The following is a 26,639-nucleotide window of genomic DNA, read 5'->3' as shown; positions in this document are numbered from 1 at the left end:
GGTCGGCCTGTCGGCTCAGAGGGGGAGGGTGATCCAGATGCTCTTGCCCTTGCGGTCGGCGTCGCCCCGGACGACCGCGGTGCCGCCCAGACCGAGGGTGAGCTCCATGACGGTGGCCAGGCCGCCACCGGTATCGGTGACCGCGCCGTACAACGGCGGCTGGTAGGGGTGGCGGTCGTGCACGGCGAAGGCCAGACAGTCCACGCCTGCCGCGTAGATGACGGTCAGCTGCGGGGAGAGGACGGCGGCGTGCCGGACGCTGTTGGTGACCAGTTCGCTCAGGATCAGCAGGGCCGGTCCGATGGCGGGGTGGCACGGGTTTATGCCCCACTCCGCCAGGGCCTGCTCGGCGGTCTCCCGAGCCGTTCGGACCGCAGACGGCGTGGTCGGCAGGGTCAGCACGTGCCGGTGGGGAAGGGCTTCGAGCTGGGTGCTCATCACGTTTCCGCGCGGGCGAGGCGAAATCCGGTCACGGTCTCGGGATGCAGGCGCAGCAGGGTGTCGTGCGGACCGTGGCTCCAGCCGGACAGGGTGCGCTGGTAGTGGGCCGTATCGTCGGGATCGGTGATCACGTCGACCGACCCGGCGACGCTGACGGTCCAGCCGATGCCCGTCGCCGCGCGGACCTCGTCCACGTGGTACGTCGCCGTGGTGGGCACCGCGACGGCCGGGGCCGGCGTGCGCACCACCAGACGGCCGTACGTCCAGGTCATCCGGCCGGGCCGGATGACGGTCAGGTCCCGTCGCGTGTACGCCGGACGCCCGGGTGCGCGTCCCTCCAGCAGCCGCGGGGCCTCGGCCCCTGGGACCTCGACCATGGGCAGGGGTGTGGGTGGAGTGCTCATCCGACGGTTTTCTCCGCTTCCGCGCTGACGGGCCGGGACGTCTGGGCGGGCAGCGACCGCATGACGCCGGTGTGCTCCAGGTAGGTGCGGGCGCCCTGGATCGCCTCGGGTGTGGTGGCGTACTCGCGTCCCTCCAGGCGCAGGAGCTCCAGCGCGCCGACGGAGTCCAGGACCTGGCGCTGACCGGGGCGTATCCCGGAGGTCATGACGACGATGCCGCGCCGGTTCAGCTTCTCCACCACGTCCTTCAGGACGAGGGCGCCGGTGGCGTCGATGGTCGTCACGCGGGACATACGCAGGATGATCACGCGTACGTCGGCGACCTCGGCCAGTTCCAGCAGGAAGCGGTGGGCGGCGGCGAAGAACAGCGGCCCGTCGATCCGGTACGCCACGATGTGCTCGGCCAGCAGCGCGTGCTCCTCGGCGCTGTGGTCACCGCGGTCGAGGGGGACCTCTTCGAGGCGGGCCTGTTCGGCGACCGCGTGCAGGGCGAGGGCGCCCGCGGCGACGAGGCCGATGATCACGGCGTACACCAGGTCGAGGGCGAGCGTCGCGACGGCGGTGAGGACGAGGATCAGCGCATCGGCACGGGTGGCCTTCGCCATCGCTCTCAGCGAGCCGACCTCGATCATGCGGATCGCGGTGGCCAGCAGCACGCCGGCCAGTGCCGCGAGCGGGATCTTGGAGACGAGGGGCGCGGCCGCGAAGACGATCACGGCGAGGACCACGGCGTGGATGAGGGAGGCCAGCCGGGAACTCGCGCCGGTACGGACGTTGACCGCGGTTCGCGCGATCGCGCCGGTCGCGGGAACGCCGCCGAACAGCGGGGCCGCGATGTTGGCCAGTCCCTGGCCGAACAGCTCCCGGTCCGGATCGTGTTTCTGGCCGACCGTCATGCCGTCGGCGACCGAGGCGGACAACAGTGACTCCAGGGCTGCCAGCGCTGCCACCGCGACCGCGGGGGCGAGCAGCGAGCCGAGCGCGCCCGGATCGAGGAAGGACAGCGAGGGCGCGGGCAGACCGGACGGCAGGTCACCGATCGGCTTGACCGCGTCCAGGCCGGCCACCTGGGCCACGAGGGTGGCCGCGATCACCGCGAGGATGGAGAAGGGGATCGTGGGCCGCCGGCGGGCGCCGACCAGCATCACGGCGGCTACCGCCAGCGCGAAGGCGACGGTGGTCCAGTTCGGGTCCTTCGCGAACTCCGCCAGCGCGTTCCAGGCCACCACGAGGACCCGGTCGCCCTCGGGCGTGGGCACGCCCAGGGCGTTCGGGATCTGCTGCAGTGCGATGACACAGGCGATACCGAGAGTGAAGCCCTCCACGACCGGCGCGGGCACGTACTGCATGTACTTGCCGGCCCGCAGCACCGCCAGCGCCACGAGCATGACGCCGGCCATCAGCCCGACGGTCAGCACCCCGCCCGGCCCGTACTCGGCGACGATCGGCACCAACACCACCGTCATCGCACCGGTCGGCCCGGACACCTGAAGGTTCGACCCGCCGAACAGTGCGGCGAGCGCACCGGCGACCACCGCGGTCGCCAGCCCCGCCTCCGCGCCGAGCCCGGAGGAGACGCCGAAGCCGAGCGCGAGCGGCAGCGCGACAATCGCCACGGTGAGGCCGGCCAGCAGGTCCCGGCGCGGATCCCGGCGCATCTCCGCGAGATCACTACGGTCGGGCAGCAGCGCGGTGAGCCGAGCCCCGACCCGGCCGAAGGAGATCCTCATCGCGCGGCGGCCTCGGTATCCCGCAGCTCGGCCAGCAGCTCGTTCCGCCCGGCCAGCATCTCTGTCAGGATCCGACGCGCCGCCCCCATCAGGTCGGCGACGTCCCCGCTCGCGAGCGCGTACACCACCGTCGAGCCCTCGCGCTGGGAGGTGACGATGCCCGACCGTCGCAGCACCGCCAGCTGCTGAGACAGGCTGGAGGGCTCCACCTCGATCGCGGCCAGCAGCTCCCGTACGGGCATCGGCCCGTCCTGCAGCAGCTCGAGCACGCGTATCCGAACGGGATGCCCCAGCATCCGGAAGAACTCGGCCTTGGCCTGGTACAGCGGAACGGACACAATCCCTCGACTTCCCAGACAGCGCCCCACCACGGAGGCCGCGAAGGCTGTGCCCGCGACTACCTGCGAGTACAGCCAACATATCATCTAACCAATTGCGAAATTTTGCAATTCGGCATCCCGCTGCGGCCTGAGTGATGTTCTATGGGCGTGACGGCGGGCCGGGCTGCGGGGCGGCCGTCGGTCGGTGAGGGGGCCGGTCGCCCCTCACCAGTCGCGGCTCAGGCTTTCTTGACCACGCCGGACTTGAGCTGCATCGCCCCGAAACCGTCGATCTTGCAGTCGATGTCGTGGCCGTCGACCCCGTCGACCAGCCGGATGCCGCGCACCTTGGTGCCGGCCTTGATCCCCGATGGGCTGCCCTTGACCTTGAGCGCCTTCACGACGACCACCGTGTCGCCGTCCTGGAGCACATTGCCGACGGAGTCCTTGACGACCCGCTCCCCGGCGGCATCCCCGGCTTCCGCACCGCTCTCCGCGGGAACCCATTCGTGGCCGCATTCCGGGCACACGACGAGGGCGTTCATCTCGTAGGTGTACTCACAGGAGCACTTCGGACAGGGAGGAGGATTCTCGAGCATCGCGCCAGCGTATCCGGCCCGAACGTCTGTCCCGACGGACGAGAAGGGCCACCGGTGTTCCCTTCGAAGAGGGAACCGCCGGATGGCGCCTCCAGGGCCGTTCCCCCCGATCACGATCGGCCGCCAGCCGCAGGCTCAGCGTCGGGACATGTAGGGATCGAGGGCCTTTGTGCAGAACCCTGTTGAGCGGGAAGTCCCAGTCGCCGAGGTATTCGACGGCCTCGCCGCCGGTGCCGCCTTGAACCGCAACAGCCCCAGCAGGTGGTTGCCAGCCTCCAGGGTGTCGGTCATCATCCGCCACTGGATCGCGTTGTTCGGCTGGACCTCGCGCTTGCGGCTGGTGAAAGCGCCGTAGGAGTGTCAGAGGTGCTCGCCGACCGTCAGCATCGTGGCCGCCGCGAGCATCTCGCCCTAGTGCTGGGCGAGGCAGAGGCGCATGCGGTCGGGATCCAAGGACCCTTTAGTGCGGTCCGCATCCGTTGGAAGCAGGCCGGCGGGCGGGGAATGAACCGGCCCCGTTCAGCGGTCTCCACATGGATGTCGTAGAAGGCGGGCAGGTCCTCGTAGTCGCCCTGGACGACCTTGACGTCGGCCTTGTCCGCTTTCTTGATGTTGGGGCGCCATCGCTGGTTGATGCCCTGCGGAAGGTCCTCCAACGACCGTCCGGCGAAGGGTACTTGGAAAACGTAGCGCAGCCGCCGGGCCTGCGGGGCGGCGATCGCAGCCTTGACCGTCTCGGCACTCCGGCAGCGGGCTACCACGGGCGGCCCCTGTCCCGAGTTCGATGCCCAGGTCGTCCTTGAGAGCGGCTGTCCATTCCTTCAGAACGTCGTCCAGGATTGATCGTCGTTCTCTCGTCCGTGTGACCTGCGAGCGGCTTGAGCGGAGTGCGGCGTCGGCTACAGCAGGCTGCTCCAGTACGCCCAGAAGCGGGTGAGGACGAGGAGTGCGATCACGCCGTACCAGGCGCCGAGGAGCATCCAGTGCGTGTCCCGCACGATCGCCAGCACCCCGCTGGGCATGGGGATGATTCCGCGTTCCAGGCAGTGCAGGCTGACGTACCAGAACAGGGCGATGGTCACGACCCAGACGACGGCGCAGTAGGGGCAGAGCTTGTTGAGCTCGTAGAGCGACTGTCCGATCAGCCAGTGGACGAACGCCACCGTCACCAGTGCGCCGGCGTCCAGCGCGATCCACACCTTCCGGTGCAGGCGCGCGCCGGTGAGCACGGCGACGCCCAGGGCGGTCACGGCGGCGAAGGCGCCCAGGCCGAGCAGCATGTTGGGGAAGCCGAACACGCTGCCCTGCGGGCTGGACATGACGCTGCCGCAGCTCACGACGGGGCTGATGTTGCACGGCGGTTGGTAGGAGGGGTCGCGGAGGAGCCGCCAGTCGTCCACGGTGAGCTGGAAGGACGCGAGCCAGCCGACGGTACCGGTGAGGACCATCACCCATCCCGTGCGGCGGCCCGCGCCCACTGTGTGCGGGCGCCGGGTGGTTGTGGCGGCCCGTGCGAGCGCGGGTCCGGGGCTCATGGGGCTCACCGGGAGCCGGAGGCCGACCGGGTCCGGCGCGTGTGCGTCGGGGCCGCGGTCGGTGTGGCTCGCCTGCGGTAGACGAGGTAGGGCCGGGCGAGGTAGCCGATCGGGGCGCTCCACACGTGCACCAGCCGGGTGAACGGCCAGGCCGCGAAGAGCAGGAAGGCGGTCAGGGCGTGCAGCTGGAACAGTAGCGGGGCTCCGGTGATCGCCTCCGGCTGCGGCTGGAGGACGAACAGGCCGCGGAACCAGACGGAGACGGTGGAGCGGTAGTCATAGCTGGCGCCGAAGACGTTGTGGGCGGCGGTGGCGGTGATGCCGAGCACGACGGTGGCGGACAGCAGGGGGAAGAGGAGTTTGTCGCTGCGGTCGGTGGTGAGCCGGATCCTGCGCGTCAGGAGCCGGCGGGTGCACAGCATGCCGAGGCCCGCGACCATGGCGATGCCCGCCACCGAGCCCGCCCAGACGGCCGTGGTGTGGTACGCGTGCTCGCTGATGCCGACGGCCTCGGTCCACGAGTCGGGAATGGCGAGTCCCACGACATGGCCGGCGATCACCATGAAGGCGCCGAGGTGGAACAGCGGGCTGCCCCAGCGCAGCCAGCGGTGTTCGAGGAGCTGGCTGGTGTGCGTGGTCCATCCGAACTGGTCCTGGCGGTAGCGCCAACTGTGTCCGACCACGAACACCGCGAGGCAGATGTACGGGACGGCGACCCACAGCAGGAGGTCGGTGCCGCTCGCCGCCGCGGCGGCCGACGGGGAGAGGGATGCGGCGTTCATCGGGTGCCTTCCATACGGCTGGTGGTCGGGTTGGTGGCCGGTACCCGGGTCGGCGGAGCGGCCATCGGCGGCACGAAGGTGCTCGGAGGGGCGAACTCCCCTTCCCCGTACGTTCCGTAGGGGTCGAGGCCGACCTCCTCGTTCGGCGGGCCCTCGGCGACGAGCTGGGCCACCGCCGCGCGGTCCGCCTCGGTGGGCGGCGGCAGCAGGGTGAGCAGCGCGGCCAGGACGTGCCGGTAGGGGGAGTCGGCGTCGGCCAGGGCGTGGTGGATGAGTTCCAGCCCGCGGCGGTGCTGGCGCAGCGGGGCCTCGCCGCCACCCGGGCCCGCCAGGGCGGCGAACTCCAGGACGACCGGCAGGTGGTCGGGCAGTTCACCCCCGTCGATGTCCCAGCCCGCGGCCTTGTACCGCTGGTTCAAAGTGAGCAGGGCCATGCCCCGGCGGCGGGTGTCGCCGTGCAGGTAGTAGGTGAGGTAGAGGCTGCTCTTGCGGCGCAGGTCGAACATCTCGACGTAGTGGCGCTCCAGTGCCTCCGGCTCCTGGTCGGCGAACCATGTGGTGAAGTCGGCCAGGTGCTCGGCGGCGGGTGAGGGCGGCAGCGTCTCGATGGACGCGGTCAACACGGCTCGGCAGGCGGCGAGTTCGGCGTCCGGGTACTGCAGGAGCAGTGAGCACAGCCGCAGCAGCAGGGTGCGTGACTCGGCCTCCTCGGGTGTGAGGCGGGCCGGGCGGCGTACAGCGGCGCGGACGCGGGTGCGGATGAGAGCGGGAATGGTGGTGGGCAGCGGGCTCACGGACGGTCTCCGGCGGGGGCTTCGGGCGCACGGCGGCGCAGGGTGGGGATGCCGAGCATCACTCGTCGGCCACCGGCGTCCGCCGGGTCGTCGGACGATTCGACCGGGCAGCGGTTCTCCATCGCGCTGAGCGCGGCGGCATCCTCCTTGTGGGCGGCGGGGACGACGTAGCGGTCCTGGTATTTGGCGATGGCGAGAAGCCGGTGCAGGTCCTCCGCCTCGCTCGGGGTGAGGCCGACGGCCTTCAGCGCTGCCTCGTCGCCGTCCTCCCCGAGGGTGCGTTCACGCATGTACGAGCGCAGGGCGGTGAGCTTCATCAGCACCCCGGCGACCACATCGGCGTCCCCGGCGGTGAACAGCTCCGCCAGGTACTCCAGCGGGATGCGCAGCCGGGTGACGGCGGCGAAGACGTGGTCGGGGTCGTCCTGGTTTCCGCCCGCGGCGTCGACGGCGTCCAGGACGGGGCTGAGCGGGGGTACATACCAGACCATCGGCATCGTCCGGTACTCCGGGTGCAGCGGCAGCGCCACCTTGTACCTCATCACGAGGTCGTAGACCGGGGAGCGGCGGGCCGCGTCCAGCCAGTCCTCCGGGATGCCGGCCTCCCGGGCCGCCGTGATCACGGCGGGGTCGTGCGGGTCGAGGAAGACGCCGCGCTGGGCGTCGAGCAGGTCCTTCTCGTCCGGGGTGGCCGCGGCCTCGCCGACGCGGTCGGCGTCGTACAGCAGCAGCCCGAGGTAGCGCAGGCGTCCGACGCAGGTCTCCGAGCAGACGGTGGGCTGGCCGGCCTCGATGCGCGGGAAGCAGAACGTGCACTTCTCGGCCTTGCCGGTGGCGTGGTTGACGTACACCTTCTTGTACGGGCAGGCCGTCACGCACATCCGCCAGCCGCGGCAGCGTTCCTGGTCGACCAGGACGATGCCGTCCTCGACCCGCTTGTACATCGCGCCGGACGGGCAGGCGGAGACACAGGCCGGGTTGAGGCAGTGCTCGCACAGGCGCGGGAGGTGGAAGAGGAAGGTCTGCTCGAACTCGAACTTGACCTTCTCCGCCCATTCCCCGGTCAGGTTGGGGTCACCGCCGGCGTTCTCGGGCGCGCCGCCGAGGCCGTCCTCCCAGTTGGCGCCCCAGGTGATGGACGTCGGTTTGCCGGTGAGGACGGAGCGCGGGCGGGCCACGGGCATGTCCTTGCCGGCCGGGGCGTTGACGAGGTTGTCGTAGTCGTAGGTGACCGGCTCGTAGTAGTCCTCGATGGACGGCAGGTCGGGGTTGGAGAAGAGGGACAGGAGCCGCTTGATCCGGCCGCCGGAGCGCAGGACGAGGCGTCCGCGCTTGTCGAGCATCCAGCCACCCTTCCAGTGTGCCTGGTCCTCGTAGCGGCGGGGGTAGCCGACGCCGGGCTTGGTCTCGACGTTGTTGAACCAGGCGTACTCGACGCCGGTGCGGTTGGTCCATGTCTGCTTGCAGGTGACCGAGCAGGTGTGGCAGCCGATGCACTTGTCGAGGTTCATCACCATCGCGATCTGTGCCATGACGCGCATGTCAGTACTCCACTTGCTGGCTGCGGCGGCGGATGACGGTGACCTCGTCGCGCTGGTTGCCGGTCGGGCCGTAGTAGTTGAAGGCGTAGGTGAACTGGGCGTAGCCGCCTGCGAGGTGGGTGGGCTTGAGCAGGAGCCGGGTGAGTGAGTTGTGGATGCCGCCGCGCTTGCCGCTGACCTCGGTCCTCGGGACGTTCACGTTGCGGTCCTGGGCGTGGTACATGTACACGGTTCCCTCGGGCATGCGGTGGGTGACCACGGCCCGGGCGGCGACGACGCCGTTGCGGTTGTACGCCTCGATCCACTCGTTGTCCTTGACGCCGATCTTCTCGGCGTCGGCGGCGGACATCCAGATCGTCGGGCCGCCGCGGGACAGGTCGAGCATGTACTTGTTGTCCTGGTAGTTCGAGTGGATGGACCACTTCGAGTGCGGGGTCAGATAGCGGACCGTGACCTCGGCCCGGCCGCTCTCGCCCAGGTGCTCGTCGCCGTAGTGCTTGGGCGTGTTCAACGGAGGCCGGTAGACCGGCAGTTGCTCGCCGAGTTCGGCGATCCAGTCGTGCTGGACGAAGAAGTGCTGGCGGCCGGTGAGGGTGTGCCAGGGCTTCTTGTGCTCGGTGTTGATGACGAACGGCGAGTAGCGGCGCCCGCCGGTCTCCGAGCCCGACCATTCGTACGACGTCATCACCGAACGGGGCTGGGTGCGCGTGTCGGCGAACGTGATCCGGTCGGCCTCGCGCTCGGAGGCGAGTTCGACCAGGCCCTCGCTGCCGGTCTGCCGCTCCAGCTCCCGGAAGCCCTCTGTGGCCAGGCGGCCGTTGGTGGTGCCGGACAGGGCGAGGATCGCCTCGCACATGTCGGAGGCGGTGGCGAGGGAGGGCCGTCCGGCGGCGATGCCGTCCCTGACGGTGCCGTTGCGGTGCCGGAGGTCGTCGATCTCCTGGTTCGGGTGGACGGTGACGCCCTTGGTGGTGGTGCCCAGCGTGTCGAGCAGCGGGCCGACGGCGCGCATCTTCTGCGCGATCGCGGCGTAGTCCCGTTCGATGACGACCAGATTCGGCATGGTCCGCCCGGGAACCGGCTCGCACTCGCCGGTCTTCCAGTCCCGCACCACCCCGCCCGGCTGGGCGAGTTCGTCCGGGGTGTCGTGCAGCAGCGGCACCGCGAGGACATCGGTGCGGGTGCCGAGGTGGTCGGCGGCCAGTTCGCTGAACTTGTCGGCCATCGTCAGGAACATGTCGTAGTCGGTGCGGGCCTGCCACGGCGGGGCGATGGCCGGGGTGAAGGCGTGGACGAAGGGGTGCATGTCGGTCGACGACAGGTCGTCCTTCTCGTACCAGGTGGCGGCCGGCAGGACGACGTCGGAGAGCAGGCTGGTGGAGGTCATGCGGAAGTCCATGGTGACGAGCAGGTCGAGCTTGCCCTCGGGCGCCTCCTCCCGCCACACCACCTCCTTCGGACGGCCCTCGGGCGGGGTCTCCTCGGAGCGGACCGCCGCGTCCGTGCCCAGCAGGTGGCGCAGGAAGTACTCGTTGCCCTTGCCGGAGGAGCCGAGCAGGTTGGCCCGCCACACGGTCAGCACACGCGGGAAGTTGGCCGGGTCGTCCGGGTCCTCGACGGCGAACCGCAGCCGCCCGGACTTCAGCTCGTCCACGATGTGCTCGGCGACCGGCCGGCCCGCAGCGGCTGCCTCGTCGGCCAGATCGAGGGGGTTGCGGTTGAAGCCGGGGTGACCGGGAGTCCAGCCCAGCCGCACGGCCTGCGCGAGTGTGTCCGCGAACGCCTTGCCCTTGAACCGGCCCTTCCCGAGCGGGGAAGCAAACTCGTCGGGCCCGAACGCCTCGTAGCGCCACTGGTCGGAGTTCAGATACCAGTACGAGGTGCCCGCCATGTGCCGGGTGGGCCGCTGCCAGTCGAAGGCGAACGACAGGTGCTGCTGTCCGGTGACCGGGCGGACCTTCTCCTGGCCGACGTAGTGCGCCCAGCCGCCGCCGTTGACGCCCTGGCAGCCGGTCATCGTGATCAGCGCCAGGAAGGCACGGTAGATGGTGTCGGAGTGGAACCAGTGGTTGGTGCCGGCACCCAGCGCGATCATGGACCGGCCGTTGGTGCGCTCGGCGTTGCGGGCGAACTCCCGGCCGATGCGGGCAGCCTGCTCCGCCGGGACCGAGGTGATCGTCTCCTGCCAGGCCGGGGTGTACGGCTCGGACGCGTCCTCGTACGAGGTGGGCCAGTTGCCCGGCAGCCCGGGGCGTGCGACGCCGTACTGCGCCAGCATCAGGTCGAAGACCGTGGTGACGAGCCGGCCGCCGACCCGGCGCACCGGCACCCCGCGCACCAGGACCGAACCGCCTTCCGTGCCGCCCTCGTCGAAGCGGGGCAGCGCGACCTCGGCCGTCTCCTCGGCCCGCTCCAGCAGGCTCAGTTCGGGTACCACGTCGCCCAGGTCCAGGTTCCAACGACCTCGCCCGGCTTCCCCCCACCGGAAGCCGAGCGAGCCGTTGGGGACCACGGGTTCGCCCGTGGCCCCGTCCAGGAGAACCGTCTTGGACTCGGCGTGCTCCGTGTCGTGTCCGAGGTCGGCGGCGGTCAGGAACCCGTCCGGGACGAGACCGCGGTCGTGCTCGCGCAGGGTCACCAGGAACGGGGCGTCGGTGAACTTGCGCATGTAGTCCTGGAAGTAGGGCACTTCGCGGTCGATCAGGAACTCGCGCAGGATGACGTGGCCCATGGCCATCGCCAGCGCCCCGTCCGTGCCGGGGTGCGGGGCGACCCACTCGTCGGCGTGCTTGACGTTGTCGGCGTAGTCGGGGCTGACCGCGACGACCTTGGTGCCGTTGTAGCGGGTCTCGGTGAGGAAGTGCGCGTCGGGCGTGCGGGTCACGGGGATGTTGGAGCCCCACATGATCAGATAGCCCGCGTTCCACCAGTCCGCCGCCTCCGGCACGTCCGTCTGGTCGCCGAAGACCTGCGGCGAGGCGATCGGCAGGTCGGCGTACCAGTCGTAGAACGACAGCAGCGTGCCGCCGATCAGCGAGTGGAACCGAGCCCCGGCCGCGAACGACGCCATCGACATCGCCGGGATGGGCGAGAAGCCCGCGACGCGGTCGGGTCCGTACGCCTTGACGGTGTGCACCTGGGCGGCGGCGATCAGCTCGCTGACCTCGTCCCAGTCGGCGCGCACCAGGCCGCCCTTGCCGCGAGCCCGTTTGTAGGAGCGGGCCCTGGCCGGGTCGCCGGTGATCTCGGCCCAGGCCGCCACCGGGTCGCCGAGCCGCTTGCGGGCCTCGCGCCAGAGCTTCAGCAACTCGCCCCGCACATATGGGTAGCGGACGCGGCTGGGGGAGTAGGTGTACCAGGAGAAGGAGGCCCCGCGCGGGCAACCGCGTGGCTCGTACTCGGGGCAGTCCGTGCCGATCGACGGGTAGTCGGTGGCCTGGTGCTCCCAGGTGATGATGCCGTCCTTGACGTACACCATCCACGAGCACGACCCTGTGCAGTTCACACCATGGGTGGAGCGCACCACCTTGTCGTGGGCCCACCGGTCCCGGTAGAAGCTCTCCCACTTCGGGTCGCCTTCGCCGAACACGGCGCGCCCGTCGGCCGACATCTCACGACGGGTCAACAGTCTGCGGGCCGCCAGCGGCCAGCCCGCACCTGTGGGCGACGCCTGGCGCCGTGCGCTCTGATCGTTCTCCATGGTTGGGAACGCTAGAAGCCGCAGGCCATGGTGCACCTGGGGCCGGCGGTCCCTGCCGGACGACCTTCCGGCCCTGTCTGGCCGGTTGCCATAGGGACCTTTGGTCCCCGTGCTGGGTCCGGTCGGCGGGGGAGTCGGCTGCGCCCGGCGTGCATGCTGGGCACTGATCGAACCGCGGATGCCCATCTGTACGACCGCATTCCGTGCCTGCCTGGCAGCCGATTCCCCCGTCCCCGGCCGCCGCAGGTACAGCGCGTACGGAGCGTGGCGCCCGGTTCGGTCGAGCGTCCGGCCGCTCACCGCGGCCGGACGCGGCATTCGCCCCGAGAGTCGGCACCCGGAATGCCGGCCCCACCCGCATCGACCGGCCGCGCCGGCCCGACCCGCTGGAGACACGACCATGAGCGTGCTCACCCTCGCCTCGAACCCTCAGGACGCCACAGCCCTTGAAGGCGCGGAGGCGCACCACGCCCGCCTGGCCGGGGAACTGGCCGGACGCGTGAAGATGCTGCTCACCGCCGTGGACCGCCGCGAGCCGAGCGCCGCTGAGAAGATCCACGCCGGGCTCGTGGCCTTCTGCGACCGCTCGCTGCTGCCGCACGCCGCAGCCGAGGAAGCCGCGCTCTACCCCGTCGCGCACGGCATGCCCGAGGCCCGCCTGCTCATCGAGAGCCTCATCGGCGAACACCGCTGCTTCACCGCCCTCGTCGACGCCCTGCGCGCCGCACCCAACCCGGCGGGCGCGGCGGCCGACGCGCGGGCCCTTCAGGTGCTCTTCGAAGAGCACGTGGCCAAGGAGAACGGCCTCGTCCTGCCTCTGCTCGCCATGGCGCCCGAGGTCTCCCTGGCTGCGCTGCTCGCGGACATGTACGACCGGCTCGCGAACGACACGCCCGCCAAGGGCGCCTACGGAACGCAGGGCACCGGGGAAGGACAGGACGTGCAGGAGGAGCGGACCGAGGAGACCGGCGGCTGCGGCGGAGCATGCGGCTGCGGCGCTGCGGAGGAGGAGGCCGAACCGGAGCTGGATGTGCGGGAGGTTCCCCACGCCCTGCGTCACGCCACGGTCTTCGGCGCGCTGGACGCCGTCCCGGCGGGCACCGCGATGGTACTGGTCGCCCCGCACGACCCGCTGCCGCTGCTCGCTCAGATCGAACAGCGCAGCCCCGGGGTCTTCTCGGTGGAGTACCTGGAACGCGGCCCGGAAGCCTGGCGGCTCCGGCTCAGCCACAGCTGACGAGCCACCCTCAACTCTCCGGCGCCGCACGGACTTTGCTCAATCCGGCATGCGGGCGCCCGCCGCACCCCAAGCACAAGGAACGCCCCAGCACACGAGGAACAGATGTGGACCTTCGGCGGCACCGCACCAGGCCCCACCCTGCATGGACAGGTCGGCGACGTCTTCGAGATCACCCTCGTCAACGACGACCACGGCATGGGCCACGGCATCGACTTCCACGCAGGCTCCCTCGCCCCCGACCGGCCCATGCGTTCAGCCCGGCGAGCGGCTGGTCTACCGGTTCCGTGCCGAGAGCTGAACGCTGCGGTCTCTCACGGCGCTTCGGGCCGAGGCCCACGGCGGACGGGCGCGAGGAAATCCCTGCTGCGCAGGCGCGTCCGGCTCTTCGGGTCGCCCGATCGCATTCCTGCCCGAGGTGAGGAAGTCGGGGTCAGGCCAGATCGACCTCGGCGCATACGACCGTATGCTCCAGACATTTGTCGACGCGGTACGGCGGCGTTCGTAGCGGCGCGTGGCGATACCGCCCCCGAGGGCCCGGCGCAGATGGGAGATCTCCGCCTTGAACGTGGAGGCGGTGACGGCACGGTCGCCGTACAGGACCGCGCGGAGCCTTTCCCCGGGTGTATCCGTCCGGTTCCAGCGCGAGCAGCGTGAGCATCTCCAGATGCCGGGGCCGCGGCAGAAGGGGTACGCCCTCGCGTACCGCTTTCTCGGTGCCCAGGCAGTGCAGCCGTGCCTGGGGCTGGTCTTCGCGGGACCGAAGGGGCGGTTCGGTACGGAGTTCAGCCTCGATGGCGGAGGCCAGACCGCGCACGGTGGACATGGCCAACGGAGGCGAGCGGTCCCAGGTGGTGGACAGGTCCAGGACACCGAGGACTTGCCCGTCGGGACCGTGGATCGGCGCGCAGTAGCAGGCCCAGCCGTGCAGTGCCGTCACCAGGTGTTCGGCGGAGAAGACGGTGCTGGGGCGGCCGGTGCGCAGTGCGAGGGACAGGGCGTTGGTGCCCCTGGTCTGCTCGTCCCACCGCCCACCCGGTGCGAAGTTGACCCGCTCGGCCCGTCGCCGCATGGTCTGTCCGCCGTAAGTCCACAGGATCGTCCCGGACTCGTCGGTGACCGCGGTGACGAATCCGGCGTCGTCGGCGACGCTGCGCAGTTCGTCGGCGAGGTCATCGACCGGTCGGCGCAGTGGCGATCGGGACCAGCGCTCGTGCACAGGGCCCCCTTCGGCAACGGGAGCGCTGTCCCGGCCGGGGTCCACGCTGGTCAGCGAGCGCGCCCAGGACTCGGCCACTTCGTGGCGCAACGGATCGCCACCGCTCGGTGGCGCACACAGGACCTTCGTCCGTGGCACCCGGCGGGACCACTCGTCCTCCAGGCCGGCCCTGCGCGCCGCAGTTCACCGTGCTGCCCCATGCGCTTCCCCTGTCGTCGAACGGGGACAACTGCCCGTTGTCCGCGATGACTTTGCATGCGTCTGTCCCTTCGGGTGGCCTCCCCGTCCGAACGGACAGGCCCGCGCCAGGGCCCCGCCCCTGTGCCTGGGCCGCGGTCTTGAGGTCCACCCTTCTTCTGCGTCGGCGCCCGGTCCTATCAGGTGCGCGGCGTACCCGCTGCCACCACCCCCACCGACCCCGCGGGCGATCGCGGCCCGCGCAGATCGAGGACCGTTGCCCGACCCGCTCTGCTGTGCCTCACGGATTGCCGCGCGCCCCGCTGAGCTCCCGGCCCGTGACCATCTCGGATTCGATCCGTACGAACACGGCGTCTTTCAGGGGCATCCAAGACGTGGGGCCGTCCTGGGACAGCCGCTCGTGCTCGGCGGGGTCGGTCACCATGGTGGCCCGGCCCGTGACGACCACGCTCCAGCCGGACCGCGTTGCCGCGTCGAACTCGTCCGCTTCGAAGGCGACCACGACGCCGTCGATGGCGCGTACGAGGTCCGAGTCCGGCGAGGTGCACAGCAGGACGGAGGCGTCCGTGTCCAGGGAGAAGTTGATGGGGAGGACCGCGGGCAGTGCCTGCCTGGTGTAGACCACGCGGCCGACCGGCACCTTGGCGAGCAGCCGCAGGCACTCCTGCCGGTCGAGTGAGCGAAAGGCGTCGTTCTGGGACATCAGTCCATCGTCCCCGCGGGAGCCGGGAGGGGATAGGGCCGACCGGCCCTATCCCCTCCCGGCTCCCGCGGGGACGGCCGATCGCAGCCGTTGTTTCCCGGGAGCCGCTCGGGCGAGGCGGTTCAGGGGCCTGTTTGGAGGGACGGCCGGGTCCGAACCCGGGGACCGTCTGTCCGCCGGTAGGGACGGATGGCCCATGCCCGCGGTGCGTCCTGATGCGGACAGTGGTGACGTGACGCCGTTCTGCAGGCAAGGGGGCCTGCGGTGCGCGTGCGATCCCGGTGGCGCAGTACCACCATGAAGCGGAAAGGGGACGGACAACATGGTCCAGCCGTTGGAGTCGAAGAGCGGTAGTTCACCGTCAGCTGGGTCGGTGTCCGGCCGGGCGTGGCTGATGCTGGCCCTGGCAACGGTCGGTTTCGCCGTGAACTTCTGGGCTTGGGCGCTGCTCAGCCCGCTCGGCCCCCGGTTCAAGGACGGCCTCGACCTGTCGTCGTTCGAGCAGTCGCTGCTGGTGGCGGTGCCGGTCGTGGTCGGCTCACTGGGCCGGATCCCGGTCGGCGCGCTGACCGACCGGTTCGGCGGCCGGGTCATGTTCCCGATCGTGTCGGCGGCCACCATCGTGCCGGTGCTCTACCTCGGCCTGGCCGGGTACTCCTCCCTCGCCGCCCTGCTGATCGGCGGGTTCTTCCTCGGCATCGGCGGCACTGCCTTCGCCGTCGGTGTGCCGCTCGTCAACGCCTGGTTTCCGCCCGAGCGGCGCGGTCTTGCCATCGGCGTCTTCGGCGCCGGCATGGGTGGCACCGCGATCAGCGCCCTGACCACGGTGAAGCTGGTCGACGCGGGCAGCATGTCCACTCCGTTCCTGATCACCGCCGCGGTCCTGGCCGTGTATGCCGTGGCCGCCGCGCTGCTGCTGCGTGACGCGCCCGGCCGCACCGTGCCGACCGAGCCCCTGGCCCGCCGACTGGCCGCCACCGTCCGGCTGCCCATCACCTGGCAGGCATCCGCGCTGTACGCGGTCGCGTTCGGCGGCTACGTCGCCTTCTCGGTCTACCTGCCCACCTACCTCAAGACCGGCTACGGCCTGACCCAGGCCGACGCCGCGAACCGCATGGCCGGGTTCGTACTCCTCGCGGTGGCGATGCGCCCGATCGGCGGCTGGTTGTCCGACCGGATCGGCCCCGTCCGGGTGCTGGCCGGCTCGCTGACCGCGGTCGTGGTCGGGGCGGTCGTGCAGTCGTTCACCCCCGCCCTGGCGCCGGTGGGCACCATCGCGTTCCTGGCCATGGCCGCCGCGCTCGGCGCGGGCAGCGGGGCGACGTTCGCCCTGGTGGCCCTGCGCACCCCGGCCAACCAGGTCGGCTCCGTCACCGGCGTGGTCGGCGCCGCGGGCGGACTGGGCGGCTTCCTGCCGCCGCTGGTGATGGGCTCGCTGTACGGAGCCTACGAGTCGTACGCGATCGGTCTCGTCCTGCTCGCGATCGTGGCCGCCGCGGCGCTGGCCTTCACCCTCACCGGTGTCCGCGCGGCGGCCGAAGGCGGCGAGAGGAAGCCGCGCACCGGCGGTCGGCGAGGGCACCGCACCGTCGGCACCATCGCGTAAGGGCGAGCGGCCCAGACCGGCAGGGAACGAAGGACAGGGAGAAGACCGGTGTGCGAGTACTGCGGCTGCCAGTCGCTGGCGTCGATCGACGAACTGACCCGTGAGCACGACGAGGTCGTCCGCCTGATCAGCCATCTTCACCCCGCCCGCCAGGACGGTGACGTGGACCGGATGGCTCAGATCGCCCGCGAGATCACTACCGTGCTCGACCCGCACACACGGGTCGAGGAGCACGGCCTGTTCCCCGCGATGGCACTGGACTTCCCCGAGCAGATCGCCGCCCTGGAGGCCGAGCACCGCCGCATCGAGGCGGTGCTGGCCGAGGCCGCCGACGGCGCGACGCCCTCGGACCCGACCTGGCCGAACCGGCTCATCGAGGCGATGGCCCTGCTGCGCGGTCACATCCTCAAGGAGCAGGACGGGGTCTTCCCGGCCGCGCTCGCCAACCTCAGCACCGAGGAGTGGGAAGCGGTCGAGGCTGTGCGCGCGAAGGCGGGCGGCGCCCTGTCCCGGCCGGCCGCCTGACCGGGCAGTGCTTCCGCCCACTCGGGGGCACACCATGCAGATCCCGCGCCCCCGCTCGGAATGAGCGGGGGCGCGGCGTTTGCAGGTGTGGGTATGGCATTGCGAAGCCCGGGTAACCGCCCCTGCACGCAGGCGATCTTCGCCAAACCGTGTGTTGGTCGTGGTGTGGCTGTTGACCCTCCGGGGGACGGCGGTCGTAGAGTCGTGTGCGGCCGGAACCGATCGCAATTCGAACGGGCCCGTGGCGCCCGGGGCGGAGTGGCACGGTGAGCACGGAGACCAGCCGGGAACAGACGCAGGCGGCCATGGACGGCGAATTGGCGGAGGCGCTGGTGCGCAGCCGCCGGTTCTTCACCAGGGCGGAGGTCTCCGACGATCTTCGCACTCTGCACGGGAAGGGCGGCCGGCAGGCGGACGATTTCTACCGGGATCGCTGGTCGCACGACAAGGTGGTGCGCTCCACGCACGGGGTGAACTGCACCGGCTCGTGCTCGTGGAAGGTGTACGTCAAGGACGGCATCATCACCTGGGAGGCCCAGCAGACCGACTATAGATCGTCGGGCCGCCCCGGGGTGGCGAGGTGTCCGTTGGTGGTGCCGGACAGGTGCTCGGCGACCGCTACGGCGAGACCGGCGCCGGTTCGCCGCCAACGCCGAGGAGCGGGGGCCGGAGTACCCGCGCCACAAGGGTGGCGGCGGGCAGCCACGACGTCGGAGACAGACCTGTGTCGGCCGAGTGATGCGCTGGTGCCGACAGTCGGGGCTGGTCGGGGCGGCACGTCAGATACGGCAGTTACCGGCAACTTGAGTACGTCATGCTGAGGTTGCTTCCGTTCCCTCATCGGCCTTTTCGCGGCATTCAGTCGACGCGGCCCCTCCTGGCCTCGTTCGCGGCTTCTTGCTGTCCGACGACTTCTGCCCAGGTCTCCGGCCCGTTCCGCAAGCAGAACGGGCCGGGAGGACTACGCACCAGGTCGGTTGGTCGTGTTGCTCACCAGTGCCCCAGGACCTTGAGCCAGACGGCTCCCACGCCCATCCAGATCACGATGTTGGCGCCGGCGGCGATCAGCCCGGTGCGCCACCATTCGGCGAGGGTGACGTACCCGCCGCCGAAGAGGACGGGGGCCGGCCCGGAGGCGTAGTGGGTGAGGCCGCCGTACAGGGAGCTGATGAAGCCGAGCACCAGGGCGGCCATCACCGGCGGGGCGCCGGTGGCGGTGGCGGCCGCCAGGAAGGCGGCGTACATCGCGGCCACGTGCGCGGTGTTGGAGGCGAACAGGTAATGGGAGAACAGGTAGACCAGCGTCAGGATCACGAAAGCGGTCCGCCAGCCCACGCCTGAGGTGGCATCGGTGATCGCGTCGCTGAACCAGCCGATCACGCCGAGTTCCTGGAGCTGGCCGGCCAACATCACCAGGACGGCGAACCACACCAGGGTGGTCCAGGCCGCCTTCTCCGCGGCCAGGTCGCCCCAGGTCAGTACGCCGGTGACGAGCAGCAGTGCCACGCCGGTGAAAGCGGAGACGGTGGCGGACAGGTCCCAGACCTGACCGCCGACCGACCACAGCAGGAGCAGCAGGACGAAGACGCCTGCCATGGTCCATTCCTGACGGGACATCCGGCCCAGCTCGGCGAGCTGAGCGCGGGCCTGGGCCGGGGCTTCGGGGGTGGCGCGGACGGCAGGCGGGAAGACGCGGTACAGCAGCGCCGGGAGCACCAACAGGGCCACCAGTCCGGGCACGAGTGCCGCGAGCGCCCAGGAGCTCCAGGTGAGGGCGATGCCGTGGTCGGCGGCGAGCTTTTGCACCAGGGGGTTGGCGGCCATGGAGGTCAGGAACATGGCGCTGGTGACCGTGTTGATCTGCATGGCGGTCACGCTGAGGTAGGCGCCGAGCTTGCGGCGGCTTTCGTCGCCGGGGTGCGAGCCGGCGTTGGTGCTGAGCGAGCCGATGACGGGGTTGATGACGCCGCCGGATCGGGCGGTGTTGCTCGGGGTGGCCGGGGCGAGCACCAGGTCGGTCAGGGTGATGCCGTAGGCCAGTCCCAGGCTGCTGCGGCCCAGGGCACGGACGAACAGCAGGGCGATGCGTCGGCCGAGGCCGGTCTTGGTGAATCCCAGCGAGATGAAGAACGCGGCCACGATCAGCCAGATGGTCGGCTCGGAGAAGCCGCCGAGCGCGACGTCCGGCTCCAGCGTGCCGGTGATCATCGCCGCTGTCAGGCCGACGAGGGCGACCGCGCCGAGCGGGAGCGGCTGCAGGATCAGGCCCAGTACGGTGCCGGTGAAGATGGCGAGTACCGCCCACCCGCCGGCCTTGATTCCGTCCGGCTGCGGTAGCAGGTAGACGGTCAGACCCGCGGCCACGGGAACGGCCCACTTCAGTGCCGTCCCTATCGTGGCGGCACGCGCCTTGACCGGGGCAGGGGGCGGCGCCGACCTGGCTGGTATTCCTTCTGTGTCCCGGAAGGGGCTCATCGTTGCCATCCCGTGGGTGGGGCCCGGCATGTCTCGGACAGCTCAGCCGGACCAGGGGCGAGTGTGCGCCTCCACGGTGACGTATGGCGATGAGACCGGGCGCGAGGCAACCGGCCCTCGTCGTTGGGCCGAACGGCACCAAGGAGGGAGCGAGTTGGTCCCGCCCCCCGGCCCCTGGGGCTCAGGCGTCCGTCTGCGTGGGGAGAGGCACGGTCCATTCCGCGATGGTGCCGGTGGGTTCGTTCGGCGTGAGAGTGAAGCTGCCGCCGAGGTCGGTGGCGCGCCGACCGAGGTTGTCCAGGCCGCTGCGCCGGGTGACGGCCGGGTCGATGCCGCCGCCGTTGTCAGCGACGCGCAGGTGGAGCCGCCGACCGTCCGTCTCGGCGGTGACCTCGACGCCGGTGGCGTGCGCGTGCCGGGCGGCGTTGGAGAGCGTCTCGCGCAGCACGGCGAGCAGGTGGTCGGCATGGTCCGCGGGTACGGCGGTGTCCAGCAGGCCGGTCATGCGCAGCGCGGGAGTGAAGCCGAGCACGTCGGCGGCCTGGTCGGTCTCGGCCAGAAGCCTTGAGCGCAGCCCGCCGCGGCTGTCGGAGCGGTCGCGCTCGTGTAGCGCGTAGATCGTGCCTCGTACGGTCTTGATGGTGTCGTCGAGGTCGTCGACCACGCGCTGGACGCGCTCGGCCACCTCGGGCCGGTCGGAAATCCGGCCGAGTACGGAATTGAGGGTCAGTCCGGAGGCGAACAGCCGTTGGATGGCAAGGTCGTGCAGGTCGCGGGCGATGCGGTCGCGGTCGGTCAGGACCACGAGGTGCTCGGCCTCGCGCCGGTGCTCGGCGATCTCCAGGGCGAGTGCGGCCTGGTCGGCGAAGCTGTCGATCATGGCCATGGTGGCGTCGGAGAACTCCGTACCGCCGGGCAGGTTGGCAACCTGCAAAACTCCGCGCACGTTCTCGCCGCCGCCCAGTGGGAGCAGGAACCCCGGTCCCAGGCCGAGCTGTGCCGCTGAACCGCCACCGGCCTGCGGCTCGGCGGACAGCGCACTGCTGCTGATCCGCTGGTTGGACTGGTAGACCTTCGCGGCCAGTGTGGTGGCCGGCAGGACCAGTCCTCGCACCTGCTCGGCGCCCTCGCCGTCCGCGGCCTCGATCACCAGCTCCTCGCCGCCGTCGAACCGTACGGCCAGCGTCACCAGGTCGGCGCCGGACAGCTGTCTGGCGGCTGCGGCGACCTGATGCAGAACCCGGTCCGGGTCGGTGCCCGACAGCAGGCTGCGGGTGAGTTCGCTGCTCGCCGCCAGCCACTGCTCCCGGCGCCGGGAGCCCTCGTACAGGCGGGCGTTGTCGACGGCCACACCGGCCGCGGCCGCGAGCGTACGCAGCACCGCCTCGTCATCGTCATCGAACTCCGCTCCGCCGCGCTTGTCGGTCAGATACAGGTTTCCGAAGACCTGGTCGCGCACGCGCACCGGCGCGCCCAGGAAGGTGGTCATCGGCGGATGTCCCGCGGGGAAGCCGACCGAGTCGGGGTGGCGGCCAAGGTTGGCCAGGCGCAGCGGCTCCGGCTCCTTGATCAGGAGCCCCAGGATGCCCTGACCCTCGGGATAGTGGCCGATGGTACGGATGGTGTCCTCGTCCATGCCGACCGTGATGAACTGCCGGATCTTCCCTTCCTCGCCCAGCACGCCGAGGGCCCCGTACTGGGCGTCCACCAGGGTGACCGCGGACTCGGTGATCCGCCGCAGTACAACGTCGAGATCCAGATCAGTGCCGATGGTGAGGACCGCGTCCAGCAGCGTGTGTACCCGGTCCCGGGCCGCGCGGACCTGCTCCACCTGCGCCTGCAGGCCCTCCAGCAATTCATCCAGCCGCAACTGGGGCGCCGCCGGGCCGCCCCTGCGCCCCTGTGCTGGACTCTCCGCCATTCCCGCTCCCTCCGGAAAAGGTGCCGTTGGCACCTCCTCATCATGCCCGAACGGCCCTGCCGGCACCCGAACGCCTGTGTTAGATGGCCGCCTCAGATCCTATGACCCTTTGACGTGTGGGAACGATGCGCGGCGTGAGATCCCAGCGGGCGCCGCCCACCGCACCCCCTCCCGGGGGCGTTCACAGCCGCCCCGCGGCGTGGATGCCGTTCGGCCGCTCCTCGGAGACGAACGGCCCTGGCCGGGGCGGCGGGATCGCACAGACCCTGGGGACATGGATGCAGGGAGCGTTCCGGCGACTGGCTCAGACGCTGCGGTACGCCGACCGTCGCGGTCAACAGCAGCGTGCTGGCGCTGCTGCGATCGCGGTGGCACGCGGTATGGGCCGGGCTGTGTGCGCTGTCGCTCCTGGGGCGTCGCACCGGGTGCCAGATGACACTGCCGGTTCTGTACGCGCGCGAGGGCTACCAGCTCGTGGTACTGGCGGGTCACGCCGCCGGCAAGCAGTGGTGGCGCAACTTCGCCCCACCCCGTCACCTCGGCGTGCTAGTGCCGTGGCAGGCAACGTTTGCCCTGTTGAGCGTGTGTGTGAGCGTTACGCGGGGACGAGGCCGTCCAACATCGGCGGTGTGGGAGGCTGATCCGATGCCTGGAGCCCTTCGCCGCTTGGACGCGCGGTTTTTCCCTGCGTGGCTCGAACGCAGTCGGGATGAGTACGCCAATGATCTTGTCGTCATGGGGCAGACGCCCGAGGATGCCTACCGGCATGCGGACGAAAGCATGGCTCGCTCGTTTCCCTCTGGTGCACCGGGTCCGGGGCACGTGGTCTTCGACGTGGTCGATGACGCCGGGGCAACCGTCGGTTACCTCTGGACCGGACCAGACACGAGCGACGACGCCGGCGCCTGGTGGATCTGGGACATCGTGATCGACGCTGAGAAGCGTGGTCGGGGCCTCGGGCGCACGGCCATGGTCCTCGGCGAGGAATACGCCCGGGCGCAGGGCGCTCATACTCTCGGCCTCAGTGTCTTCGGGTTCAACACGGGTGCCCGCGGCCTTTACGAGTCGCTCGGCTACGGGACGACCTCCGTCAAGATGCTCAAGAAACTCGGCTGAGGTCCAGGCAAGTCAGCCGGTCATCCCGCTCGCCGGCATCGGCCTCGGCCTGCCGGATCCAGCCGCGCAGGGCCTCGGGATGCACACCGAGACCACCCCCGGCAGCCGGGAGACCCAGGGCCCTGTTCGTGTGCAAGAACCCCGGCTGCGGATGGTCCGGCAACGCAGACCACAACGCGGCCCGGAACGTCTTGCACCGCTCCAGGTCTTGGGCCGCGTCTGACGGTGTGTGAGCCGGTCGCCAGCGCTGCAGGGCTTCCGCTGATTCCTGCGTGACGTCAGCGAACCAACTCGGGAACTCGCAGGACATCTGACTTCCTGGTGAGCGTCGAGCTCGACGCCGCAAGGGGACGTCGCACCGCCAGGCGGCTCGGCCGGGCCCCAGGGCGGGCAGCTGAAAGAGCGCGGGGAGATGCTGGAGTAGGACGGCGGATGCGTTCGCAGGAGCCTGCGGAGCAGAGGCCGGCGATGAAGCAGGCACCCTTCTGCGTGGTGACGCGAGACGCGTGATACTCGTCGCGCTACAGCTGCGGTGGTTCATCGGGGCGGCGGCCGATCAGGGATTCGATGTGCTGGCGCACCAGGTGAAGGTCGATATCGGCGAGGAAGGCGGTCTCTGTATGTCCGCGGTACTTCATCTGGTCGGAGGTCAGTGCCCGAGGGATGCCCTGGCCCCGGATCCACATCTTGATCTGGCGCTCGAACGCCCAGGCGTCACCGGTGAGATCGAATTTCCATCGTGCGACCAACTGCCAGCCTTGGGAGAGGTGCTGGGTGATGCGCTGTTCGATGTTGGCGATGCCCCACTTCAGAGCACGGTGACCCTCGTGGACGACGAGGTAGAGGTAGCCCGGCCGAGCGGGGTTGATGCCACGCTCCGCGCAGGTGGGACAGCCACCCTGCGGACCTCGGATGTTGTGCAGCGTCGGTCCCGGGTCCAGGACCGTCTCGCAGGTCATGCAGCGTGATTTCCAGGGGAGTTCCGTGTTGCCGGGATACGGCACAAGCGGTTCGAGGTCCTTTTCCAGCATGCTGGAGATGGCCACCTCGTCGTCGAGTCGCAGGGCGTCTGCGATCTTTTCCGAGCGGCACGACCAGCATTGGTGACCACGGGCGTGGACCTTCGCGTACGTAGGCGTTCCGACGTGAGTGCAGCGCAGGCAGCGAGACAGCCATGGCTGCAGTGAACCCGGATAGGCGATGAGCGGCTCCAGATCGGCCGCACGCATCAGCTTGCGTGCGGACTCATCGGTGACGTCACGTCCGGCGCAGTGGGTGCAGCCGCCGCGGCCGTTCTGAACGTGCGACAGCTTCTTGATCTTGATCGCCCCGCAGTGGATGCACCTGGCCGGCCAGGGCTTGCCCGCTCCCGGATAGCCGTCAAGGGGCTCCCATCCCCACTCGAGCATGACGGCGGCGGCCTTCGCCCCGTCACGGGTGAGCTTGGCGGCGATCTTGAGTGAGCGGCAGGTCTTGTTGCAGACCCCGGTTCCTTTGTTCACGACGTCGTTGTAGCGCGGCGCGCTCACCTCGTTACAGGTCAAGCAGCGGCATTTCCACGGATGTTGGGTCCCTGGGAAGGGTTCGACGGGGCGCGCTCCGCGACGTGTCATGGCCTCGACGGCCTCGGCTTCGGATATTTTGCGCGGCAACAGGCCCCCTGATGGCACGGCATACGCTCAGCTCAACGTGAGGGAGATCCTATTCCGCAAGGACCGTTTCTCTGAGCGGGATGCGCCTTTTCGGAACGGCGTATACGACCGAAGCCGACGCTGCCCGAGCGGGGGAGACCTTGTCGCCATGCCGGGTTTGTCTTCCTGGCCGGCGGGCGTACGCGTGGTCCGAGGTCGGTGGGGGGCGGTGGAAGGGCAGGATCGCTCTACGGCGTTGTCGGGGAAGGGCTCGGGGGAGCACCCATTGGTGACGTTGACTTCTTGAGCAGCGGGAACGTCCGCGACAACCGGCGCCGGTACGAGCAGTGCAACGAGCGCGGGCGCCGCCGCCCCCGCTGTACCCGGAGACACGGCGTGGGCCGCGTCCGTGATGGCCCGCCGGGCCGGCTGGGACCCGGGTGCGGTGTTCAGTGGGCGGCTGTGTCGGGCGGTTTCGAATCTCGGGCTCGATGGCCTTGAGGCGGTTCTTCAGGCGGTTGCCCGGGCCGTTGATGAGAGCCGCGGTGCGCTCTGTCCGGCCTTGACCGTCATCTCGGTGACCTGGGTCTGGATGAGCAGTCGAAGGTGACTTCGATGGTTTTCTCGGCCGGGTGGGGGCGTTGGAGGAGCGCGTCGAGGCTGCTGCCCGTCTCCGCTGGTGAGGCGGGGCTGGGTGTATGGAGCCTCGACGCGCGCTGTCTTGTTCCCGGCTGAAGGCTACAAGGCGCCCTGGGTCCAGGGGCCGGTGATCGCGAACGTGATGCCCGGGGTCTGGATGTTCACGAACAGCCAGTTGCCGTTCTTCGGCTCGAACACCGAGCCGGCCCACTCCGAGCCCCGGTGGTCGGCCGCCGGGACGTTCTTGCCTGCGGTCCCGCCGCGCAGGTCCACGGTGTTGGTGGCGAAGCGGAAGATCTCGCCGTCCGTGGTCAGCCCGTGGACGTATTCGGTGCCGCTGCCGTCCTCGCAGAGCACCAGGCCGCCGCGCGGGCTGACGCACATGTTGTCCGGCGCGTTGAGGACCTCGGCGCCGGGCGAGGCGAACAGCACCCGGAACTCGTCGGTGGCCGGGTCGAGTTCGAAGACCTGTCCCTGACGGGCCGGGCCGCCGTCGGTCGTGATGACGTAGATGCGGTCGTTGCCGTACCAGGCGCCTTCGAGGCGGCTGAACACCGCGGCGCCGCCTGCCTGCGCCTGGAGCCGCACGGTGTCCGCCGCCGGGTCGACGTCGTCCACGGGCACCCAGGAGACGCTGCCGTACGCCTTCTCGCCGTCGAGGCGGGTGTCGTACGTAGTGCTGCCGATGCGCAGGGCCTCCAGCCGGCCGCCCTTGGACAGATCACCGGGTACCGCCGGAACGAAGCGGTACAGCGATGCGTCGCCGCGGTCCTCGGTCTCGTAGACGTAGCCGGTCGCCGGGTCGATGGCGATGGCCTCGTGGTTGAACCGGCCCATGGCTTTGTAGGGCTCGGGGTTGCCCTTGCCCCGCGAGGCGACCTCGAAGATGTAGCCGTGGCGTTTGCCGGCGGTCGTGGAAAAGGTTTCCTCGCAGGTGAGCCAGGTGTTCCACGGGGTGGGACCGCCGGCGCAGTTGCGCATGGTGCCGCCGAGGCTGCCGTAGGACTCCAGCCACTGGCCGGCGTCCGGGTCGAAGACCAGGGTGGTGGTGCCGCCGCCGGCCTCGGGGTTGTACGCGGGAGCGGCGAAGGCGGGGCCGGCGCCGCGCTCGTGGTTGCGGACGAGGTGGAGCCTGTCGCCGTAGCGGAATGCCGCCATGCCGTCGTGCGAGCCCGGGGTGCGCACGCCGTCGTCCATGAGGTCGTTGGTCCAGCCGTAGGAGATGTACTCGAATCCGCGCGGCAGATGCAGCAGTTCCAGGCCGGTCGCCTGGTCCTTGGCCGGGTGCAGCGGGCCGTACCCGGCGTCGAACTCGAGTTTGACCGGCTCGGCGGCGGCCGTGCGCGCGGCAAGGGCCTGGAAGGGGACGGAAGCGGCCGCGGCCACCGCGGCTCCGCGCAGGAGGGTGCGTCGTTCAAAACCGGGACCAGAGGTCGCTCTTGCGGCGGACGTGCCTGTCATGGGAGTCCTCTCGATGCTACGAACGGGGAGAACCGGGGGGCGGCCGCGATCACCCTAGAAGC

Annotated in this window: 21 protein-coding genes and 3 pseudogenes; 6 read left to right on the top strand and 18 right to left on the bottom strand. The window is 70.3% G+C overall.

The annotated features are described in order from the left end of the window. Nucleotides 1-15: 15 nt before the first annotated feature. The 11 genes and pseudogenes from JIX55_RS00875 to JIX55_RS00825 all read right to left on the bottom strand — a co-directional run bounded on the left by JIX55_RS00875 (nucleotide 16) and on the right by JIX55_RS00825 (nucleotide 11,846). Nucleotides 16-438, bottom strand: coding sequence for an ATP-binding protein (locus JIX55_RS00875; RefSeq protein WP_257561286.1), 423 nt, complete (start codon nucleotides 436-438; stop codon nucleotides 16-18). Continuing rightward, nucleotides 438-845 carry a pyridoxamine 5'-phosphate oxidase family protein gene (locus JIX55_RS00870; protein WP_257561285.1) on the bottom strand — a complete coding sequence of 136 codons (408 nt, stop codon included), beginning with the start codon at nucleotides 843-845 and terminating at the stop codon, nucleotides 438-440. Before JIX55_RS00870 ends, JIX55_RS00875 begins: the two co-directional genes overlap by 1 nt. Further along, nucleotides 842-2,575: a SulP family inorganic anion transporter gene (locus JIX55_RS00865; RefSeq protein WP_257561284.1), complete on the bottom strand. Its 1,734-nt coding sequence runs from the start codon at nucleotides 2,573-2,575 to the stop codon at nucleotides 842-844. Before JIX55_RS00865 ends, JIX55_RS00870 begins: the two co-directional genes overlap by 4 nt. Next, nucleotides 2,572-2,913, bottom strand: coding sequence for an ArsR/SmtB family transcription factor (locus tag JIX55_RS00860; protein WP_257561283.1), 342 nt, complete (start codon nucleotides 2,911-2,913; stop codon nucleotides 2,572-2,574). Before JIX55_RS00860 ends, JIX55_RS00865 begins: the two co-directional genes overlap by 4 nt. A gap of 221 nt (nucleotides 2,914-3,134) precedes the next feature. Beyond that, entirely contained in the window at nucleotides 3,135-3,494 is a 360-nt protein-coding gene (locus tag JIX55_RS00855; RefSeq protein WP_257561282.1) for a zinc ribbon domain-containing protein YjdM, read from the bottom strand. A gap of 135 nt (nucleotides 3,495-3,629) precedes the next feature. Continuing rightward, a pseudogene (locus JIX55_RS00850) lies at nucleotides 3,630-4,264 on the bottom strand (lipid II:glycine glycyltransferase FemX); the annotation flags it as partial. 129 nt (nucleotides 4,265-4,393) lie between these two features. Next, on the bottom strand, nucleotides 4,394-5,029 hold the full coding sequence (locus JIX55_RS00845; RefSeq protein ID WP_257561281.1) for a vitamin K epoxide reductase family protein: 636 nt from the start codon (nucleotides 5,027-5,029) through the stop codon (nucleotides 4,394-4,396). A gap of 5 nt (nucleotides 5,030-5,034) precedes the next feature. After that, the gene (gene narI / locus JIX55_RS00840; RefSeq protein WP_257561280.1) at nucleotides 5,035-5,811 is read right to left on the bottom strand and encodes a respiratory nitrate reductase subunit gamma; all 777 of its coding nucleotides are present in this window, start codon (nucleotides 5,809-5,811) and stop codon (nucleotides 5,035-5,037) included. Continuing rightward, nucleotides 5,808-6,605: a nitrate reductase molybdenum cofactor assembly chaperone gene (gene narJ, locus JIX55_RS00835; RefSeq protein WP_257561279.1), complete on the bottom strand. Its 798-nt coding sequence runs from the start codon at nucleotides 6,603-6,605 to the stop codon at nucleotides 5,808-5,810. The genes narI and narJ overlap by 4 nt, the downstream gene beginning before the upstream one ends. After that, nucleotides 6,602-8,146: a nitrate reductase subunit beta gene (narH, locus tag JIX55_RS00830; RefSeq protein ID WP_257561278.1), complete on the bottom strand. Its 1,545-nt coding sequence runs from the start codon at nucleotides 8,144-8,146 to the stop codon at nucleotides 6,602-6,604. The genes narJ and narH overlap by 4 nt, the downstream gene beginning before the upstream one ends. A 1-nt stretch (nucleotide 8,147) precedes the next feature. Then, nucleotides 8,148-11,846, bottom strand: a complete 3,699-nt coding sequence (locus JIX55_RS00825; RefSeq protein WP_257561277.1) for a nitrate reductase subunit alpha — start codon at nucleotides 11,844-11,846, stop codon at nucleotides 8,148-8,150. A 400-nt stretch (nucleotides 11,847-12,246) separates the two neighbouring features. Between JIX55_RS00825 and JIX55_RS00820 the strand changes: the two genes are divergently transcribed. Further along, a complete protein-coding gene (locus JIX55_RS00820; protein WP_257561276.1) occupies nucleotides 12,247-13,083 on the top strand; it encodes a DUF2249 domain-containing protein in 837 nt (278 codons plus the stop codon). A gap of 39 nt (nucleotides 13,084-13,122) precedes the next feature. Here the strand turns inward: JIX55_RS00820 and JIX55_RS00815 are convergent, their stop codons facing one another. The 3 genes from JIX55_RS00815 to JIX55_RS00805 all read right to left on the bottom strand — a co-directional run bounded on the left by JIX55_RS00815 (nucleotide 13,123) and on the right by JIX55_RS00805 (nucleotide 15,203). Beyond that, nucleotides 13,123-13,305, bottom strand: a complete 183-nt coding sequence (locus tag JIX55_RS00815) for a hypothetical protein (protein WP_257561275.1) — start codon at nucleotides 13,303-13,305, stop codon at nucleotides 13,123-13,125. A gap of 211 nt (nucleotides 13,306-13,516) precedes the next feature. Beyond that, nucleotides 13,517-14,392 carry a GAF domain-containing protein gene (locus JIX55_RS00810; protein WP_257561274.1) on the bottom strand — a complete coding sequence of 292 codons (876 nt, stop codon included), beginning with the start codon at nucleotides 14,390-14,392 and terminating at the stop codon, nucleotides 13,517-13,519. Between the two features lie 388 nt (nucleotides 14,393-14,780). Beyond that, on the bottom strand, nucleotides 14,781-15,203 hold the full coding sequence (locus JIX55_RS00805; protein WP_257561273.1) for a pyridoxamine 5'-phosphate oxidase family protein: 423 nt from the start codon (nucleotides 15,201-15,203) through the stop codon (nucleotides 14,781-14,783). A gap of 322 nt (nucleotides 15,204-15,525) precedes the next feature. Between JIX55_RS00805 and JIX55_RS00800 the strand changes: the two genes are divergently transcribed. The 3 genes and pseudogenes from JIX55_RS00800 to JIX55_RS50770 form a co-directional block, all read left to right on the top strand. After that, nucleotides 15,526-16,809 carry an MFS transporter gene (locus JIX55_RS00800; protein ID WP_443046317.1) on the top strand — a complete coding sequence of 428 codons (1,284 nt, stop codon included), beginning with the start codon at nucleotides 15,526-15,528 and terminating at the stop codon, nucleotides 16,807-16,809. Nucleotides 16,810-16,857: 48 nt separating this feature from the next. Next, nucleotides 16,858-17,334: a hemerythrin domain-containing protein gene (locus JIX55_RS00795; RefSeq protein WP_257561272.1), complete on the top strand. Its 477-nt coding sequence runs from the start codon at nucleotides 16,858-16,860 to the stop codon at nucleotides 17,332-17,334. 305 nt (nucleotides 17,335-17,639) lie between these two features. Next, a pseudogene (locus tag JIX55_RS50770) lies at nucleotides 17,640-17,897 on the top strand (hypothetical protein); the annotation flags it as partial. Nucleotides 17,898-18,324: 427 nt separating this feature from the next. Here JIX55_RS50770 and JIX55_RS00790 read toward each other — a convergent pair. Further along, complete coding sequence (locus tag JIX55_RS00790; protein WP_257569172.1) at nucleotides 18,325-19,716, bottom strand: anion permease; 1,392 nt, start codon at nucleotides 19,714-19,716, stop codon at nucleotides 18,325-18,327. A gap of 274 nt (nucleotides 19,717-19,990) precedes the next feature. Further along, complete coding sequence (locus JIX55_RS00785) at nucleotides 19,991-21,730, bottom strand: sensor histidine kinase (protein ID WP_257561271.1); 1,740 nt, start codon at nucleotides 21,728-21,730, stop codon at nucleotides 19,991-19,993. A 345-nt stretch (nucleotides 21,731-22,075) separates the two neighbouring features. On the opposite strand from JIX55_RS00785, the gene JIX55_RS00780 reads away from it, so the two are divergent. Together JIX55_RS00780 and JIX55_RS51250 are read left to right on the top strand one after the other, a co-directional pair. Beyond that, nucleotides 22,076-22,846, top strand: coding sequence for a GNAT family N-acetyltransferase (locus JIX55_RS00780; protein WP_257561270.1), 771 nt, complete (start codon nucleotides 22,076-22,078; stop codon nucleotides 22,844-22,846). Nucleotides 22,847-22,937: 91 nt separating this feature from the next. After that, nucleotides 22,938-23,052 (top strand): annotated as a pseudogene (locus JIX55_RS51250) (RNA-guided endonuclease TnpB family protein); the annotation flags it as partial. 315 nt (nucleotides 23,053-23,367) lie between these two features. Here the strand turns inward: JIX55_RS51250 and JIX55_RS00770 are convergent. Then, the gene (locus JIX55_RS00770; RefSeq protein ID WP_257561269.1) at nucleotides 23,368-24,375 is read right to left on the bottom strand and encodes a hypothetical protein; all 1,008 of its coding nucleotides are present in this window, start codon (nucleotides 24,373-24,375) and stop codon (nucleotides 23,368-23,370) included. Between the two features lie 840 nt (nucleotides 24,376-25,215). Beyond that, the gene (locus tag JIX55_RS00765) at nucleotides 25,216-26,502 is read right to left on the bottom strand and encodes a PhoX family protein (RefSeq protein ID WP_257561268.1); all 1,287 of its coding nucleotides are present in this window, start codon (nucleotides 26,500-26,502) and stop codon (nucleotides 25,216-25,218) included. Nucleotides 26,503-26,639: the final 137 nt, after the last annotated feature.

The sequence above is a fragment of the Streptomyces sp. DSM 40750 genome, assembly GCF_024612035.1.
GTDB lineage: Bacteria > Actinomycetota > Actinomycetes > Streptomycetales > Streptomycetaceae > Streptomyces.
The sequence above is the reverse complement of the archived record's forward strand: the minus strand, read 5'-3'. Positions and strand labels throughout refer to the sequence as shown.